The organism is Janibacter melonis, assembly GCF_003721155.3.
GTDB classification, from domain to species: Bacteria; Actinomycetota; Actinomycetes; order Actinomycetales; family Dermatophilaceae; genus Marihabitans; species Marihabitans melonis.
Window position 1 is genome coordinate 506,630 of the sequence record NZ_CP044548.2, and the last position, 17,059, is coordinate 523,688.

The following is a 17,059-nucleotide window of genomic DNA, read 5'->3' on the forward strand; positions in this document are numbered from 1 at the left end:
CCACCACGAAGGAGCGAGATGCGACGCATCGTCATCTGGTCCGCGAGCACGCTCGGCGCGCTGCTCGTCCTGCTGTCCTACTCCACGTCGACCGGCCGGGCGGCCACCCACATCAGCTCGCCGGCAGTGGCCGGGGCCGTCCCGGCCGCGGGCGCCACGACCGGCTCCGCGGGGTCGAGCGGGGCAGGCACGACGTACACCGGAGACGTCATGAGCACGCAGTGGGGGCCGGTCCAGGTGCAGATCACCGTCTCCGGCGGGCGGGTCACCTCCGCCGACGCCGTCCAGGTGCCCACCGGCAACCCGCGTGACGAGCAGATCAACGGCTACGCCGTCCCCGTCTACGAGTCCGAGACCGTCACCGCCCAGAGCGCGGACATCGACGCCGTCTCCGGGGCGACGGTGACCTGGCAGGGGTACACGGGATCCCTGCAGTCGGCCCTCGACGAGGCCGGGCTGTGACCGCCACGCCGGTGCGGCCGTGGGCGCCGCCGGGACAGGCTCGTCGCTCGTGGGTCGAGGAGGTCATGGGCATGCCCGTGTCGGTGGCCGTGCGCGGGCCCGTGCACCTGCTCGACGGCGCCGCCCCGCACGTCGAGCAGGTCTACGCCCGGCTGCGCCGCGTCGACCGGGTCTTCTCGACCTACCGGGACGACTCCGACCTCGTGCGGGTGCGGCGCGGCGAGATCGGCCTCGACGAGGCCCACCCGTGGCTCGCCGAGGTGGCCGACCTCTGCGCGCGGGCAGAGGACGTCACGGACGGTCTCTTCAGCGCCCGGGCGCCGGCTCCTGGAGGGGGCCGGGTCTTCGACCCGACGGGCCTGGTCAAGGGGTGGGCCGTCGCCACCGCCTCCGAGCAGCTGCGTCTCGTCCCCGGGGTGCAGCACCTCGTCGACGCCGGTGGCGACGTCGTCGCCGGCACGGGCACCGGCCTCGCCGGTCCGGTCCCGCCGTGGCGGGTGGGCATCGAGGACCCGGCCGACCGCACCCGGGTGGCCCGGGTCGTCGAGGTGGCCCGCGGCGCGGTGGCGACGTCCGGTGCGGCGGCCCGGGGGGCCCACGTCTACGACCCGAGGTCGGGGACGGCGATCTCGCCGGCCGGGTCGGCGAGCGTCGTCGGGCCGGACCTGCTGTGGGCGGACGTGTGGGCGACGGCCGCCTACGTCGACCCCGTCGCCGTCTCCGCCCTGCTGCCGCGTCGCGCACCGGGGTACGAGCTCGTCGTGCTCGGCTGAGCGGTACGCCGCGCGTCGGGCGGCGCGGTAGCCTCCCCGCCATGAGCGAGCACATCCTCGAGGTCGACCTGGCAGCCTTCGAGTCCGGGGACGCGCAGCGCGCCCGGGCGGTCGTCGAGGGGATGATGACCTCGCTGGAGACCGGCTTCGTGTTCGTGCGCCACGACCTGTCCGAGGACCTCGTCGACGAGGCCTACGGGATGCTCGAGGAGTTCTTCACCCAGAAGCAGGAGAGCAAGGACCGCTTCGTCGCCCCCGGCACGCACGGCCAGACCGGCTACACCGGGCTGCTCGTCGAGACCGCGGCCAGCGCCGATGTCGCGGACTGGAAGGAGATGCTCAACTGGGGCCGCGACATCCCGGCCGGGCACCCCCTTCGCACCCGCTACCCGCACCGCTACCACGACGCCGTCCTCCCCGAGGCCGCCGTGCCGGGCATCACGCGGACCCTCACGACCTTCCACGACGAGGTCGCCGACCTCCAGCGCCGGATCCTGAGGATCATCGCGACTGGCATCGGCGCGCACGCCGACTACTTCGAGCGGATGCTCGTCGACGGCCCGACGCTCTCGCGCGCGATCCACTACCCGGCGATGGAGTCCGCGCCCGAGCAGCCGCACGTGTGGGCGGCCGAGCACGCCGACATCAACCTCATCACCGCGCTGCCCCGTGCCACGGCCTCCGGGCTGCAGGTCAAGCTCAAGGACACGGGGGAGTGGATCGACGCCGTCGCCCCCGAGGGCGGGGCGATCATCAACACCGGGCTCATGCTCGAGGTCGTGACGAACGGCCTCGTCGAGCCGGGCATCCACCGCGTCGTCGCGGCGCCGGGCCAGAGCGGCGACCGCTACTCGGTCGTGCAGTTCTGCCACCCCACCCCGTGGACCGTGCTCAGCCCGGTCGCCTCGACGATCACGCCGCAGACGCCCCAGCGCTTCAGCCCGGTCTCGGCGGCCGACGCGCTCGACCTCGTGCTCTACGAGATCAACCTCATCGAGGACGCGCGCTCCTGAGTGCGCGGCGGGGTGCGCCAGCCCTGCGAGAATGACGTCCGTCCCCCGCACCGCGTGGGTGGGCAGGGGCCTGTAGCTCAGCTGGCAGAGCGCCACGTTTACACCGTGGATGTCGTCGGTTCGATCCCGGCCGGGCCCACATGAGCATCACCCTCGGCGACGTCGTCGCCGCTCTCGAGCAGCTGTACCCGAGCTCGGGGGCCCAGTCCTGGGACCAGGTGGGTCTCGTCACCGGTGACCTCGCGCAGCCCGTGCGCCGCGTCCATGCGGCCGTCGACCCGACCCTCGCCGTCATCGCCGAGGCCCGCGAGCTCGGCGCCGACCTCCTGCTCACCCACCACCCGCTCCTCCTGCGCGGCATCCACTCCGTCGCGACGACGACGGCGAAGGGGGAGAGCGTCACCTCGCTCGTCGTCGGCGACGTCGCGCTCTACGTGGCGCACACGAACGCCGACGTCGCCGACCCCGGGGTCAACACCGCGCTCGCGCAGGCGTGCGGCCTCACGCGATGGGGCCCGCTCTCGGTCGAGGAGGGCCAGCCCCTCGGTCTCGTCGGCGACCTCGACGACGCCGTGGACCTTGCGACCTTCGCCGGTGACCTCGCGGGGCGCCTGCCCGCAGCCGCCGGGGGCGTCCGGGTCGCCGGGCCGCCCGACGCGGCCGTGCGCCGCGTCGCGCTGCTCGGCGGATCCGGTGACGGGCTCTTCGACGCGGTCCGGGCGAGCGGGGCCGACGTCTACGTCACCGCCGACCTGCGCCACCACCCCGCCCTCGAGGCGCGCGAGGAGGCGCGGGGAGGCACGCCCTACCTCGTCGACGCCGGCCACTGGGCGACGGAGTCGCTGTGGCTGGAGCGCGCGACGCGCGACCTGCTGCGGGTGCTGCAGGAGCACGGCCACGACACGACTACCGTGGAGACCCACGTCAGCACCCTGCGCACCGACCCGTGGACCTTCACGGTCGGTGCCACCGGCCCCGAAGGAGCCCCCCAGTGAAGGCCGACCCCACCGTGCAGCTGCGGCTGCTCGACCTGCAGCAGCTCGACACGCGCCTCTCGCAGATCGCGCACGCCCGGGCCCGCATCCCCCAGCAGGCCGAGCTCGAGGCCGCGCACGCCCGTCTGGGGAAGGTCCAGGACGCCGTCATCATGGCGCAGACCCAGGTGAGCGACGTCGAGCGCGAGCTCGCGCGGGCCGAGGGCGACGTCCAGCTCGTCCGGGACCGGGCGACCCGGGACCGCTCGCGGCTCGAGTCCGGCCAGGGCAGCGCGAAGGACCTCCAGGCCCTCCAGCACGAGCTCGAGTCCCTCGCCCGCCGCCAGGCCACGCTCGAGGACGTCGAGCTCGAGGTCATGGAGCGCGCCGAGGAGGTCCGCGCACGTCTCGACGACGCGACCGCCCAGGTGCCCGCCGCGGAGGCCGAGGTCACCCGGCTCACCGACGAGCTCGCCGCCGCGCGGGCCGACCTCGACGCCCAGGAGCGCGAGGTGAGCGCACCGCGCGCGTCGATCCTCGCCGAGATCGACGACCCGCTGCTCGCCCTCTACGACCGCGTCCGGGCGCAGAGCGGTGGCCTCGGGGCCGCCCCGCTGCGGGCTCGACGATGCGGTGGCTGCCAGCTCGAGCTCAACCCCGTCGAGCTCAACCGCATGGCCGCGGCGCCGGAGGACGAGGTGCTGCGCTGCGAGGAGTGCGGGCGCATCGTCGTGCGCACCGACGAGTCCGGTCTGCCCGCCTGATGGGTCGACGCCTCCGGGTCGAGGCCGACGGCGGCTCGCGCGGCAACCCCGGCGTGGCCGGGTACGGCGCGCTCGTGCGGGACCGCGCGTCCGGCGCGTTGCTCGTCGAGCTCGCCGCCCCGCTGGGCAAGGCCTCGAACAACGTCGCCGAGTACCGCGGGATGATCGCCGGGCTCGAGGCGGTGCTGCGCATCGACCCCTCGGCCGACGTCGAGGTCGCGATGGACTCCAAGCTCGTCGTCGAGCAGATGAGCGGGCGGTGGAAGATCAAGCACGCCGACATGCGTGCGCTCGCCCTGACCGCCCGTGACCTGCTCGCCGACATCACGCAGGCCGGCGGCTCGGTGCGCTTCACCTGGATCCCGCGCGCGCAGAACGGCGACGCCGACGCGCTGTCGAACCGGGGCATGGACGGCGACCACGTCGCCGACTGGCACGACGGCGCTGTGTCCGAGGACGTCTCGGCGAGCGCGCAGGCGCCCGACGCCGGGGTCGGCCTGTCCCCGGAGGACCTCGAGCCGACGAAGGACACCGACCAGCTGCCCGTGCGCCCGCCCCGGCGCGAGGGCGAGCCGACCCGCGTCGTCCTCGTGCGGCACGGGGTCACCGACTTCACCCTCGAGGCCCGCCTCGACGGTCGCGGCGGGGCCGACCCCGCGCTCGCGCCGAGGGGCCACGAGCAGGCGCAGGCCGCCGCCCGGGGCGTGCGCGCCCTCGTCGGCGACGCCGAGAGCGTCGTCATCAGCTCCTCGCTGCGGCGGGCCCGTGAGACCGCCGAGCACGTCGCCGACGCGCTCGGCGTCACGCCGGTGCAGGTGGCGGACTGGGACGAGCAGTCCTTCGGCGAGTGGGACGGCGCCTCGGTCGGCGAGCTCGTCGCCGCGGACGCCGCGGGCTTCGCCGCGCTGCGCGACGACCCCGCCTTCGCCCCGCCCGGCGGGGAGAGCCACGAGGAGCTGACGACGCGCGTGCTCGCCGCCTGGGAGGCCGTCGTGGCCCGCGGGGGCACCGTCGTCGTCGTGTGCCACCGCAAGCCGATCCTCGTCGTCCTCGCGCACGTGCTCGGTATCCCGCACGACCGGATCTGGCGTCTCGCCGGCGCCCCGGGCTCGCTCACCGCCGTCGAGGCCTGGCCCGGCGGCGAGGCCGTCGTCGCCTTCACCAACCGCACGTAGTGGTCGAGCTCATCGGCGCCGGCGACGTCCCCGGCTGGCTGCAGACCTCCGGGCTCGTCGGGGCCGTGGCCTTCGGGCTGCTCTCGGCCTTCATCCCGCCGCTCAACGCCGAGGTGTACGCCCTCGCGCTGCCGCTCGTCTTCCCGGAGACCTGGCACTGGCACATCCTGCTCATGACCGCCGGCTTCATGGTGGGCAAGGTGAGCCACTACGTCGCCGCCGACCGCGGGATGGCTCTCTTCGCCCGGCGTCGTGCGCGACGGCAGAGCGTCGTGCCCGACGACGACCCGCAGGGGCGACCCCCGGACGAGGGCTGGACGGCCGTGGTCAAGCGGGTCCTCGCGCGCTGGACGAGCCGGGCCATCGACACCCTGGAGCGTCCCGTCCTCGGCCCGCTCGTCGTCTTCGTCTCCGGGCTCACCGGGATCCCTCCCTTCGCCGTCATCACGGTGGCAGCCGGCGTGCGTCGCAGCGGCCTCGTCCGCTTCGCGACCTTCGGCACCCTCGGGTGCCTCGTGCGCTTCCTCGGCACGGCCTTCCTCGTCTCCCGCGCCGCGGGCTGACACGCCTCCGCGGGACGCCGCGGGGCTGGTCTAGGGTGCGCCGCATGACCTACGCCGGTGATGTCACGCCCGAGCAGACCTGGGAGGCGCTGCGCTCCCAGCCCGACGCCGTCCTCGTCGACGTGCGCACCCGCGCCGAGCTGACCTTCGTCGGCCGGCCCGACCTCGCCGAGCTCGGCCGCCCGCTCGTCGCGGTCGAGTGGACCCGTTTCCCCGGGGGCGAGCGCAACCCCGACTTCGTCGCCGAGCTCGACCAGCTCGGCGTGCGCCGCGACCAGCCGGTGTACTTCCTGTGCCGCTCCGGGGTGCGCTCCGTGGCAGCGGCCGACGAGGCCACCGCTGCCGGGTGGGACGAGGCGTACAACATCCTCGACGGCTTCGAGGGCGGCGTCGACGACGCCGGCCGCCGCACCCTCGCCGGGTGGAAGGTCGCCGGGCTGCCCTGGCGCCAGGACTGACCCGTGACGCACGACCTCGGCCCCGGCAACCCCCAGCCCTACCTCGACCCCGCCGGTCTCGACCCGCGCACGCTCTCAGTGCGCGGTGGTCAGGCCCGCAGCGCCTTCGACGAGACCGCCGAGGCGATGTACCTCACCTCCGGCTTCGTGTACGGCTCGGCCCGAGAGGCCGAGGCCGCCTTCTCCGGCGAGCGCAGCAAGTTCGTCTACTCGCGCTACGGCAACCCGACCGTCGCGATGTTCGAGGAACGCCTGCGGCTCCTCGAGGGAGCCCCCGCCTGCTACGCGACGGGGTCGGGCATGGGCGCGGTCTTCACCGCCCTGGGCGCGCTGCTCGGCGCCGGTGACCGAGTCGTCGCCTCTCGTGGGCTCTTCGGCTCGTGCTTCGTCATCCTCGACGAGATCCTCCCGCGCTGGGGCGTCGAGACCGTCTTCGTCGACGGGCCCGACCTCGAGCAGTGGCGCGAGGCCCTGGCCCAGCCGACGACCGCCGTCTTCTTCGAGACGCCGAGCAACCCGATGCAAGAGCTGGTCGACATCGAGGCCGTGTGCGAGCTCGCCCACGCCGCGGGGGCCCAGGTCGTCGTCGACAACGTCTTCGGCACCCCCGTCTTCTCCCGCCCGCTCGACCACGGCGCCGACGTCGTCGTGTACTCGGCGACGAAGCACATCGACGGGCAGGGCCGGGTGCTCGGCGGCGCGATCCTCGGGCCGCAGGAGTACATCCACGGGCCCGTCGAGCAGCTCGTGCGGCACACCGGCCCGAGCCTGTCGCCCTTCAACGCCTGGGTGCTCCTCAAGGGCCTCGAGACGATGGACCTGCGGGTGCGCGCGATGGCGGCCTCCGCCCTCGCCGTCGCGGAGCACCTCGACGCGCACCCCGGTGTCGTCTCGACCGTCTACCCCTGGCTGCCCTCGCACCCCCAGCACGACCTCGCCCGCCGGCAGATGAGCGGGGGCGGCACGGTGGTGACCTTCGAGATCGGTGGGGGCAAGGACGACGCCTTCGCCGTCATGGACGGGCTGCGGCTCGTCGACATCTCCAACAACCTCGGCGACAGCAAGTCCCTCATCACCCACCCCGCGACGACGACGCACCGGCGGATGGGCGAGGAGGCGCGCGCCGCGATCGGCATCACCGACGGCACCCTGCGGGTCTCGATCGGTCTCGAGGCGAGCGCCGACCTCGTGGCCGACCTCGACCAGGCACTGCGCAGCACGCTGTCCTGAGCGGACCCGTCCTAGGGTGAGTCGCATGGGTACCCACCGCGTCCTCGGCCTGCGCGACCGCTCGACGGGGGAGCCCGATCCCGACCTCGTGGCCCGCTTCGCGGCGATCCGCGCCGAGCTCGAGGTGCCCCAGGACTTCCCGCCCGAGGCGGTCGCCGAGGCGCAGCGCGTCGCGGAGCAGCCGCTGTCGCTGCCCGGGCGCGACGAGACCTCGCTGCCGCTGATGACGATCGACCCTCCCGGCTCGATGGACCTCGACCAGGCGATGCACATCGAGCGCGACGGTCAGGGCTACCGCGTGCGCTACGCGATCGCGCACCTCGTCTCCTTCGTCGAGCCCGGTGGCGCGATCGACGCCGAGGCACGGCGCCGGGGCCAGACGATCTACGCCCCGGACGAGCGGGTGCCGCTGCACCCGCCGGTGCTCTCCGAGGGGGCTGCCAGCCTGCTGCCCGGTCAGGCCACGCCGGCCTACCTGTGGGACATGCGCCTCGACGAGACCGGCGAGGTCACCGCTGTCGAGCTCTACCCCGCGATGGTCCGGTCGGCCGACCGCCTCGACTACGAGGGCGCCCAGGAGCAGCTCGAGACGGCCGAGCCCGACGAGCGCCTCGTCCTGCTGCGCGAGGTGGGAGAGCTCCGGATCGCCCTCGAGCAGGCCCGCGGCGGGGCCACCCTGCCCATGCCCGAGCAGGAGGTGGAGCGCGCCGAGGACGGCTCGTACACCCTCCAGCTGCGCCCGCTCCTCGCCATTGAGGACTGGAACGCGCAGATCTCGCTCATGACCGGCATGTGCGCCGCCCGGCTCATGCTCGACGCCCGGGTCGGGATCCTGCGCACGATGCCCCCGCCGGACGAGCGCGCGCTGCGTCGTCTGCGCGCCGCCGCCCGGGCGCTCGGCGTGCAGTGGCGCGACGACGTGCCCCACGGCGAGATGCTGCGCTCCCTGGACCGTACGGACGGGCGTCATCTGGCGCTCATCCACGAGGCCACCTCGCTCTTCCGCGGGGCGGGGTACACCGCCTTCGACGGCGAGCTGCCCGAGCACACGGAGCAGTCGGCCATCGCCGCGCCCTACGCGCACGTCACCGCGCCGCTGCGCCGGCTCGTCGACCGCTTCGGCCTCGCCGTGTGCGCCGCGGTGAGCGCCGGCGTGGAGGTGCCGGCCTGGGCCCGCGATGCGCTCCCGCAGCTGCCGGAGGTCATGGCGGCCTCTGACCGCCTCGCCGGCGCCGTCGAGCGCGCGAGCACCGACGCCGTCGAGGCCGCCGTGCTGCGGGGTCGGGTGGGCGAGGAGCTCACCGGTGTCGTCGTCGAGGTCGACGAGGACAAGGAGCGCGTCGAGCTCCAGCTGAGCGAGCCCCCGGCGATCGCCCGGGCCTCCGGCCGCGCCGAGCTCGGCGCGCAGGTGACCGTGCGGGTCGTCGGTGCCGACGTCGCCGCCGGCACCGTCGACCTCGTGGTCGTCTGACCCCCTTCGCCTTCGCCTCCCCGGTCGTCCCAGCTTTCCCGCCCTGGGCGGGAAAGCTCGACCTCGGGAAGGGACATTGCCTTCCCGAGGTCGAAGGTTCCTTCCCGAGGTCGTGACCGGTGGCGAAGGGGGAGCAGCCAGGAGCCGTATGCTGTCCCGCGGATGAGTCAGCCGGGCGGCCGCGGCAGCGATGTCGAGGAAAGTCCGGGCTCCGCAGGGCGAGGTGGTGGCTAACGGCCACCCGGGGCGACCCGCGGGACAGTGCCACAGAGAGAAGACCGCCGGTGCTCGCACCGGTAAGGGTGAAAGGGTGGTGTAAGAGACCACCAGCGGGCCGGGTGACCGGTCCGGCTAGGTAAACCCCACCTGGAGCAAGTCCAGACAGTGCGCGCCCGAGGGCTGCCCGCCCGAGCGCACGGGTAGGACGCGACGAGGTCGTCGGCGACGACGGCCCCAGATGGATGGCCGCCCATCCGCCCCTCGGGGCGGTGGACAGAACCCGGCTTACAGGCTGACTCATCCCCCTTCGGGGTCGGCCGCACCTGACCTCACGCAGAAGTCTGGACAGGTCTTTGCCAGCTCTGCGGCGCAGCGGCTTCTCTTGCCCCATGACCTTCGGACTCGCGATCGCCGTGCTGCCTCTCGTCGTCGTCATGGGTGCCTGCGTCTCGGTGCTCTTGGGCAAGACCCCGATGGGTCGCTGACCGATCACCCATCGGCGCGTCACCGCGCCGACCACCGATGGACCGGGCCCGGCCCGCGCTCAGCCCGCGTCGGGCCCGTCGTGCCGGGCGACGTGGCGGAACCACCCGACCGCCGCACCGACGGCGAGCACGGCCGCCCCGACGACGACGCTCTGCACCGGCAGGCACAGCGCGACGACGACGCAGCCGACGAGCCCGACGACCGGGACGACCCGCAGGGCCGCCGAGCCCGGGAGGGTCAGTGCGCTGGCGTTGGCGATCGCGTAGTAGGTGAGCACGCACACGCTGGAGAAGCCGATGACCGCCCGCACGTCGAAGAGGACGACGAGCAGCAGCACGACGACGGCCACGGTGATCTCCGCCCGGGCGGGGACCCCCTTCGCGTCGACGAGCGCCAGCCCGCGGGGCAGGTGGTGGTCGCGCGCCATCGCCAGCACCGTGCGCGAGACACCGAGGAGGAGCGCGAGCAGCGCGCCGCCGGCGGCGACGCCGGCGACGACGCGCATCACCGGGCCCAGCCACGGCAGGCCAGAGATCTCCGCAGCCTCGGCGACGGGGGAGACCCGTGCGCTGAGCCAGTCCGGCCCGACGGTGAAGAGGAAGGCCGAGGCGACGAGCAGGTAGACGACCGTCACGACGCCCAGCGACAGGGCGATCGCCCGAGGGAGGGTGCGCTCGGGGTCGCGCACCTCCTCGCCGAGCGTGGCGACCCGGGCGTACCCGGCCATCGCGAAGAAGAGGAAGCCCGCGCCCTGGACCGCCCCGAGCAGCCCCGGCTCGCTCTCGCGGGCGGGCAGGTCGGACAGGATCGCCGGGGGCGAGGCGAGCATGACGGCGACGAAGCCGAGCAGCGCGACGAGCACGAGCGCGACGACCGCTGACGCGACCCTCGCGCTGCGCTGCACGCCGGCGAGGTTGAGCGCCAGCACCGCGAGGACGACGAGGACGGCGAGCACGGCCTGCTGGTCGGGCATGAGGTACGCGCCCACGGTGAGGGCCATCGCCGCGCAGGACGCCGTCTTGCCGGTGATGAAGGCCCACCCGGCCAGGTGCCCCCACGGCACCCCGAGACGGTCTCGGCCGTAGACGTAGGCGCCGCCGGACGTCGGGTAGCGCGCGGCGAGCCGAGCACTGCTGTGGGCGTTCGCCCCGGCGACGAGGACCGCGATCGCCAGCGCGACGAGGAGCAGGTCCCCGGCCGCGCGGGCCGCCGGCGCGAAGGCGACGAAGACCCCTGCGCCGAGCATCGCGGCGAGCCCGACGACGACCGCGTCGCCGAGCCCGAGGCTGCGCCTCAGCGTCTGGTCGTGACCTCCGGTGGCTGCCATGGCTGCTCGAGGTGCCGTGCCCCTCGGGGGGACGACGGCGGCCTCAGGCGTTCGCCGCCAGGTAGGCCGCGCCGATGATGCCGGCCTTGTTGCGCAGCTTCGCCGGGACGATCTCGGTGCGGATCTCGAGGAGCGGCAGGAAGTGGTCGGCGTGCTTGCTCACGCCACCGCCGACGACGAAGAGGTCGGGCCACAGCAGGTCCTCGACGACGCGGTAGTAGCGGGTGAGGCGCTGGGCCCACTGCTCCCAGTCGAGGTCCTCGCGCTCGCGGGCGCTGTCGGCGGCGCGGGTCTCCGCGTCGTGCCCGTCGATCTCGAGGTGGCCGAGCTCGGAGTTGGGCATGAGCTGCCCGTCGAGGAGCACGGCCGAGCCGATGCCGGTGCCGAGCGTCGTGAGCACGACGAGCCCGTCGTGCTTGCGCGCCGCGCCGAAGTGCCGCTCGGCGACCCCGGCCGCGTCGGCGTCGTTGACGATGACGACATCGCGGCCGAGCCGCTTCTCGAAGAGCGCCTCGGCGTCGACGTCCACCCACGAGGGGTCGATGTTCGCGGCGCTGCGCGCGACGCCGTGGGTGACGACCGCGGGCAGCGTGATGCCGACCGCCGCGTCCTTCTTCAGCCCGAACTGGGAGACGATCTCGGCGACGACGTCGCACACCGCGTCGGGTGTCGCGACGTCGGGCGTCGGGATGCGCAGACGGTCGTCGGCGAAGGCGCCCTTGCGCAGGTCGACGGGGGCTCCCTTGATGCCGGAGCCGCCGACGTCGATGCCGAGGGCGGTGCTCGTCGTGGCCATGTGATCTCGCTTCTCGTGCGCGGTCAGGGGGTCAGGGCAGGGTGAGGATCTCGGGGCCGTCCTCGGTGATGAGGACGGTGTGCTCGAACTGCGCCGAGCGACGCAGGTCCTTCGTCGCGACGGTCCAGCCGTCCTCCCACATCGTCCACTCGTGGGTGCCGAGGTTGAGCATCGGCTCGACGGTGAAGGTCATGCCGGGTTCGATGACGGTGTCGTAGCCGGGGGCCGCGTCGTAGTGCGGGATGACGAGACCGGAGTGGAAGGCGCTGCCGATGCCGTGGCCCGTGAAGTCGCGTACGACGCCGTAGCCGAAGCGGGCCGCGTACTTCTCGATGACCCGGCCGATGATGTTGACCTGGCGGCCGGGCACGGCCGCGCGGATGCCGCGCATCATCGCCTCGTGGGTGCGCTCGACGAGCAGGCGCGACTCCTCGTCGACCTCGCCGACGAGATAGGTCGCGTCGGTGTCGCCGTGCACGCCGTCGAGGTAGGCCGTGATGTCGATGTTGACGACGTCGCCGTCCTGGAGCGGGCGGTCGTCGGGGATGCCGTGGCAGACGACCTCGTTGACCGAGGTGCACAGCGACTTCGGGAAGCCGCGGTAGCCCAGGGTCGAGGGGTAGGCGCCGTGGTCGAGGAGGTACTCGTGGCCGACGCGGTCGATCTCGTCGGTCGTCACGCCCGGGGCGATGACCTCGGCGGCGGCGGCCATGGCCCGCGCGGCGAGCCGGCCGGCCACGCGCATCCGCTCGATCGTCTCGGCGTCCTTGACCTCGGGGCCGGTGTACGGCTGGGGCGCGGGGCGGTCGACGTACTCGGGACGGGTGATCGAGGCCGGGACGGGTCGGCGGGGCGAGACCGTGCCGGGTCGGACGGGCGCGGCGGGGCTGGCGGGTGCTGCTCCGGGCATACGGTGGAGTCTAGGCATCTCGTCGGCGACGCAACGGCGAGGCCGCCATGTCTGCGCAGAAGGAGCTGTCGATGACCTACTGGTACAACATCGAGTCCGGTCAGGTGGAGCCCGACGAGAGCAAGTCCGCGGGAGAGAACCTCATGGGCCCGTACGACACCGAGGAGCAGGCCCGCAACGCCCTCGCCTCGGCCGCCGAGCGCACCGCGCAGTGGGACCAGGAGGACGAGGAGTACGAGGAGGGCCGCTGAGGCCTGTCTCCGGCCGACGAAGGGGGAGCCGCCCGCCGCAGCGGGTGGCTCCCCCTTCGCCGTGCTCGGACCAGCCCTCAGCTGCGCCGGTGGAGGGCGAGGCAGTACGAGCCGTCGCCCGGCCACGCCTGGGCGTCCCACCCGGCGTAGCGGCGCACGAGGGAGAGCCCGGCGGCGAAGGTCGCGCGCTCGTAGGTCTGCCACGAGACCGGTGCGGCCGCGGCGGGCTCGTGCCCGGGCAGCGACCACCCGGCGACGAGGACGCCCTCGGGGGTGAGATGGCCGCGCAGGTGGCGCAGGACGTCGACGAGCGTGCCGTCGGCGAGGTAGGGCACGACGTTGCCCGCCATGAGCACGACGTCGAAGGTCTGGCCGCGCAGCTCCAGCGAGGCGAGGTCGGCCCGCACGAAGCGGGTGACGTCGTCGCGCTCGCGCGCCACCTCGATCATGTCGCCGTCGGCGTCGACTCCGACGACGTCGTGGCCCAGGCGGGTCAGCTCGGACGCGACGCGCCCGGTGCCGCAGCCGGCGTCGAGGACCCGGATGGGGGCGGGCAGCAGCTCGTGGACGAAGCGGGCCTCGCCGTGGATGTCGACGCCGCGCTCGACGAGCGCGTCGAAGCGGCGCTGGTAGGCGGTGGCCGCGTCGATGCCGCCGCTCACCTCGGACCAGCGCGTGCGGATCTCGGGCAGGTCGTCAGGCATCGACGTGGAGCCCTCGCGTCGGGACGCCTGCGTCAGGCATCGAAGGAGTGCTCCGCGGCGGGGAAGGTGCCGGCCTGGACCTCACGGGCGAACTCGCCCGCAGCGCGGGAGAGCTCGCCGCGCAGGTCGGCGTACTTCTTGACGAAGCGGGGCGCCTTGCCCCCGCGCAGGCCGGCCATGTCCTGCCACACGAGCACCTGGGCGTCGCACGACGGGCCGGCACCGATGCCGACGGTGGGGATGCGCAGCTCCTCGCTCACCCGGGCGGCGACGGGCGCGGGCACCATCTCGAGGACGACGGCGAAGGCCCCGGCGGCCTCGACGGCGCGGGCGTCGGCGAGCGTGCGCTCGGCCTGCTCCTCGCCGCGGCCCTGGACCCGGTAGCCGCCGAGGGTGTGCTCGCTCTGCGGGGTGAAGCCGATGTGCGCGCACACCGGGATGCCGCCGCGCACGAGGCGCTCGATCGTCGGTGCCATCTCGACCCCGCCCTCGAGCTTGACGGCGTGCGCGCCGCCCTCCTTCATGAAGCGGGCGGCCGTGAGGTAGCCCTGCTCGGGGGAGGCCTGGTAGCTGCCGAAGGGGAGATCGGCCAGGACGAGCGCGCGCGTCGCGGCGCGGGAGACGGCCCGCGTGAGGAAGACCATCTCCTCCACGCTCACCGGCAGCGTCGTGTCGTAGCCGTAGACGTTGTTGCCGGCCGAGTCGCCGACGAGGAGCACCTCGATGCCGGCCTCGTCGAAGATCTCCGCCGTGTACATGTCGTAGGCGGTGAGCATGCTCCAGCGATCGCCACGGTCGGTCATCGCCTGCAGGTGCGGGATGCGCACGCGGCGCTTGCCGGCGGCGCCGGCGGCGGCCGGGGCGGTGCCCCCGCCGTACGGGGCGGTGGTCTCGCCGGGTGCGTCCTGGGCGTTCGGGCTCGAGGGCATGGCGTCAGCCTAGGGGGTCGCCCCGACGGGGCAGGATGACCGCTCGGCAGTCAGTGCACGGACTGCAAGAAGTAAGGATTCCTCCAAGAAGATCTCGGATCTCTTCCGGACGGCCGGACGGCTTGCTCAACTACGAGGACCGTCACGCGGCACCCCTGAGCCGCTCGTCCACGAAAGAAGTCCCCTAGTGAAGAGACGTCACAGCACAGCTCTGGCCGGGATCGCCACCTCGGCCCTGGTCTTCACCCTCGCCCCCACGACCGCGACCGCGACCGCCGGTGCGAGCGAGGTCCCGCCCCAGGACGGGACCAGCAAGAACGTCCAGCAGGACGACAAGCCCAACCCGCTGGGCGACGCGCAGCGCCGCCTGCGCGAGGACGCCGTCGACAAGCTCGTCAAGGGCGAGGCCGACGTCGTCACCCGCGGCGGCAAGAAGGTCATCGAGCTCAAGGGCGCGAAGGACGGCAAGGGCAACCGCAAGAAGAGCAAGTACGTCGAGTACGACGTCAACCGCGAGGCCTCGGTCTTCACGGTCCTCACCGACTTCGGCGACAAGGTGAGCTCCCCCCAGGGCGGCGCCCCGGGCCCGGTGCACAACCGGATCCCGAAGCCGGACCGCAACTGGAACAACGACGCCACGGACAACAACTCGACGATCTGGCAGAGCGACTTCGACCAGGAGCACTACCAGGACCTCATGTTCGCCGAGGGCGAGGAGTCCTTCCGCGACTTCTACCTCAAGCAGTCCAACGGTCGCTTCAGCACCACCGGTGACGTCTCCGACTGGGTGAAGGTGCCCTACAACGAGGCGCGCTACGGCCACAACCCCGTCAAGGGCGACGGCACATCCGAGGCCGACGGCTACTGGAACTACGTCAAGGACACCGCGCAGGCCTGGTACGACGACCAGGTCGCCCAGGGCAAGAGCCTCGAGGAGATCAAGGCCTACCTGCGCACCTTCGACCAGTGGGACCGCTACGACCACGACGGCGACGGCGACTTCGACGAGCCGGACGGCTACATCGACCACTTCCAGGCCATCCACGCCGGTGAGGGCGAGGAGGCCGGCGGCGGCGCCGAGGGCGAGGACGCCATCTGGAGCCACCGCTGGTACGCCTACTCCAACCTCGCGGGCAAGGCCGGCCCCTCCGGCAACCTCCTCGGTGGTGTCCCGATCGGAGACTCCGGCCTGTGGATCGGTGACTACACCACCGAGCCCGAGAACGGCGGCCTGGGCGTCTTCACCCACGAGTTCGGCCACGACCTCGGTCTGCCCGACCTCTACGACACCGCCGGTGGCGACAACGGCACCGGCTTCTGGACCCTCATGTCCGCCGGCAGCTGGCTCAACGACGGCACCGAGGACATCGGCTCCAAGCCCGGCTACATGGGCGCGTGGGAGAAGCTGCAGCTCGGCTGGCTCGACGTCCAGACCATCGACCCGTCGAAGAAGCGGGTGACCACGGCCAAGCTCGGCCCGGCCGACCGCGACGACAAGAAGCGGCCGCAGGCGCTGTCCGTCCTCCTCCCGGAGAAGACGAACACGACGGAGTACAACACCCCGCACTCCGGCTCCATGCAGTGGTGGGGCGGCTCGGCGGACGACCTCAACAGCACGCTGACCCGCAGCATCGACCTCACCGGCAAGAAGACCGCCTCGGTCTCCGCCTGGACCTGGTACGACATCGAGGAGGGCTACGACTTCCTCTACGGCCAGGTGAGCACCGACGGCGGCGCGACGTGGACCGACACCGGCAGCCCGATCAGCGGTGTCAGCCGCTCGTGGACCCAGAAGACCTGGGACCTGTCGAAGTGGGCTGGTCAGAAGGTCGACTTCCGCTTCCGCTACGCCACCGACGGCGGCGTCCACGAGGACGGTCCCTTCCTCGACGACATCACGGTGACCGCCGACGGCGCGACCCTGCTCTCCGACGACGTCGAGTCCGGTGACAACGGCTGGACCGCCAAGGGCTTCGAGCGCATGGACGGCACGACGACCGAGACGGTCCAGAGCTACTACCTCGCGGAGAACCGCGTCTACAGCGGGTACGACAAGTACCTCAAGACGGGCCCGTACAACTTCGGCTGGTCCTCGACCAAGCCGGACTGGGTGGAGCGCTTCCCGTACCAGAACGGCCTGCTCGTCTGGTACATCAACAACGAGTACACCGACAACAACACGAGCCAGCACCCCGGCTACGGCCAGGTCCTTCCCGTCGACGCCCGGCCCACCCCGGTCACGTTCTCGGACGGCTCGCTCCTGGGCAACCGTCGTCAGCCCTTCGACGCCACCTTCGGCCTCGAGCGGACCGACCCGGTGACCTTCCACAAGAACGGCACGGCGACCTCGCTGCGCTGGCAGGCGGCCATCCCGAAGTTCGACGACACCAACGTCGACAAGTACTGGTCGGCGAAGAACCCCCAGGGCTCGACGAAGGTCGCGGGCTCCGGGACGACGATCGAGGTGCTCTCCGGCACCGGCGACAACATGCAGGTCCAGGTCTCGCGCAAGAAGTGAGCCCGGCCCGGCGTGCCTGACGCCACCCCCGACGGC

Annotated in this window: 17 protein-coding genes, 1 tRNA gene and 1 other RNA gene; 14 read left to right on the forward strand and 5 right to left on the reverse strand. The window is 73.0% G+C overall.

The genetic code is table 11. The features are described from left to right. Window positions 1-18: 18 nt before the first annotated feature. The 12 genes from EEW87_RS02445 to rnpB all read left to right on the forward strand — a co-directional run bounded on the left by EEW87_RS02445 (window position 19) and on the right by rnpB (window position 9,406). A complete protein-coding gene (locus EEW87_RS02445) occupies window positions 19-462 on the forward strand; it encodes an FMN-binding protein (RefSeq protein ID WP_123090806.1) in 444 nt (147 codons plus the stop codon). Then, complete coding sequence (locus EEW87_RS02450) at window positions 459-1,235, forward strand: FAD:protein FMN transferase (RefSeq protein ID WP_229300930.1); 777 nt, start codon at window positions 459-461, stop codon at window positions 1,233-1,235. Before EEW87_RS02445 ends, EEW87_RS02450 begins: the two co-directional genes overlap by 4 nt. A gap of 41 nt (window positions 1,236-1,276) precedes the next feature. Further along, complete coding sequence (locus EEW87_RS02455; RefSeq protein ID WP_123090805.1) at window positions 1,277-2,248, forward strand: isopenicillin N synthase family dioxygenase; 972 nt, start codon at window positions 1,277-1,279, stop codon at window positions 2,246-2,248. A gap of 66 nt (window positions 2,249-2,314) precedes the next feature. Then, window positions 2,315-2,387, forward strand: a tRNA-Val gene (locus EEW87_RS02460). Window position 2,388: 1 nt separating this feature from the next. Beyond that, on the forward strand, window positions 2,389-3,243 hold the full coding sequence (locus tag EEW87_RS02465; protein ID WP_123090804.1) for a Nif3-like dinuclear metal center hexameric protein: 855 nt from the start codon (window positions 2,389-2,391) through the stop codon (window positions 3,241-3,243). Beyond that, window positions 3,240-3,986 carry a zinc ribbon domain-containing protein gene (locus EEW87_RS02470; protein WP_123090803.1) on the forward strand — a complete coding sequence of 249 codons (747 nt, stop codon included), beginning with the start codon at window positions 3,240-3,242 and terminating at the stop codon, window positions 3,984-3,986. The genes EEW87_RS02465 and EEW87_RS02470 overlap by 4 nt, the downstream gene beginning before the upstream one ends. Further along, a complete protein-coding gene (locus EEW87_RS02475) occupies window positions 3,986-5,161 on the forward strand; it encodes a bifunctional RNase H/acid phosphatase (protein ID WP_123090802.1) in 1,176 nt (391 codons plus the stop codon). The genes EEW87_RS02470 and EEW87_RS02475 overlap by 1 nt, the downstream gene beginning before the upstream one ends. Beyond that, complete coding sequence (locus tag EEW87_RS02480) at window positions 5,161-5,724, forward strand: hypothetical protein (protein ID WP_123090801.1); 564 nt, start codon at window positions 5,161-5,163, stop codon at window positions 5,722-5,724. Before EEW87_RS02475 ends, EEW87_RS02480 begins: the two co-directional genes overlap by 1 nt. Before the next feature lie 44 nt (window positions 5,725-5,768). Beyond that, on the forward strand, window positions 5,769-6,182 hold the full coding sequence (locus EEW87_RS02485) for a rhodanese-like domain-containing protein (protein ID WP_123090800.1): 414 nt from the start codon (window positions 5,769-5,771) through the stop codon (window positions 6,180-6,182). Window positions 6,183-6,185: 3 nt separating this feature from the next. Continuing rightward, on the forward strand, window positions 6,186-7,412 hold the full coding sequence (locus EEW87_RS02490; RefSeq protein WP_123090799.1) for an O-succinylhomoserine sulfhydrylase: 1,227 nt from the start codon (window positions 6,186-6,188) through the stop codon (window positions 7,410-7,412). 25 nt (window positions 7,413-7,437) lie between these two features. Next, window positions 7,438-8,883 carry an RNB domain-containing ribonuclease gene (locus tag EEW87_RS02495; protein WP_123090798.1) on the forward strand — a complete coding sequence of 482 codons (1,446 nt, stop codon included), beginning with the start codon at window positions 7,438-7,440 and terminating at the stop codon, window positions 8,881-8,883. A 163-nt stretch (window positions 8,884-9,046) separates the two neighbouring features. After that, window positions 9,047-9,406, forward strand: an RNA gene (gene rnpB / locus EEW87_RS02500) — RNase P RNA component class A. Between the two features lie 240 nt (window positions 9,407-9,646). Here the strand turns inward: rnpB and EEW87_RS02505 are convergent. The 3 genes from EEW87_RS02505 to map are packed head-to-tail and all read right to left on the reverse strand — an operon-like array spanning window position 9,647 to window position 12,621. Then, a complete protein-coding gene (locus EEW87_RS02505; RefSeq protein WP_123090797.1) occupies window positions 9,647-10,915 on the reverse strand; it encodes an APC family permease in 1,269 nt (422 codons plus the stop codon). A 43-nt stretch (window positions 10,916-10,958) separates the two neighbouring features. After that, window positions 10,959-11,711 carry a polyphosphate--glucose phosphotransferase gene (gene ppgK / locus EEW87_RS02510; RefSeq protein ID WP_123090796.1) on the reverse strand — a complete coding sequence of 251 codons (753 nt, stop codon included), beginning with the start codon at window positions 11,709-11,711 and terminating at the stop codon, window positions 10,959-10,961. Between the two features lie 31 nt (window positions 11,712-11,742). Next, a complete protein-coding gene (map, locus tag EEW87_RS02515) occupies window positions 11,743-12,621 on the reverse strand; it encodes a type I methionyl aminopeptidase (protein ID WP_068274109.1) in 879 nt (292 codons plus the stop codon). Window positions 12,622-12,668: 47 nt separating this feature from the next. Between map and EEW87_RS02520 the strand changes: the two genes are divergently transcribed. Further along, window positions 12,669-12,872: a methionine aminopeptidase gene (locus EEW87_RS02520; RefSeq protein ID WP_225985042.1), complete on the forward strand. Its 204-nt coding sequence runs from the start codon at window positions 12,669-12,671 to the stop codon at window positions 12,870-12,872. Between the two features lie 77 nt (window positions 12,873-12,949). On the opposite strand, the gene EEW87_RS02525 is transcribed toward EEW87_RS02520, so the two are convergent. Then, window positions 12,950-13,576: a class I SAM-dependent methyltransferase gene (locus EEW87_RS02525; protein WP_123090795.1), complete on the reverse strand. Its 627-nt coding sequence runs from the start codon at window positions 13,574-13,576 to the stop codon at window positions 12,950-12,952. A 32-nt stretch (window positions 13,577-13,608) separates the two neighbouring features. After that, the gene (gene panB, locus EEW87_RS02530) at window positions 13,609-14,505 is read right to left on the reverse strand and encodes a 3-methyl-2-oxobutanoate hydroxymethyltransferase (RefSeq protein ID WP_123090794.1); all 897 of its coding nucleotides are present in this window, start codon (window positions 14,503-14,505) and stop codon (window positions 13,609-13,611) included. 187 nt (window positions 14,506-14,692) lie between these two features. On the opposite strand from panB, the gene EEW87_RS02535 reads away from it, so the two are divergent. Further along, the gene (locus tag EEW87_RS02535; protein ID WP_123090793.1) at window positions 14,693-17,023 is read left to right on the forward strand and encodes an immune inhibitor A domain-containing protein; all 2,331 of its coding nucleotides are present in this window, start codon (window positions 14,693-14,695) and stop codon (window positions 17,021-17,023) included. Window positions 17,024-17,059: the final 36 nt, after the last annotated feature.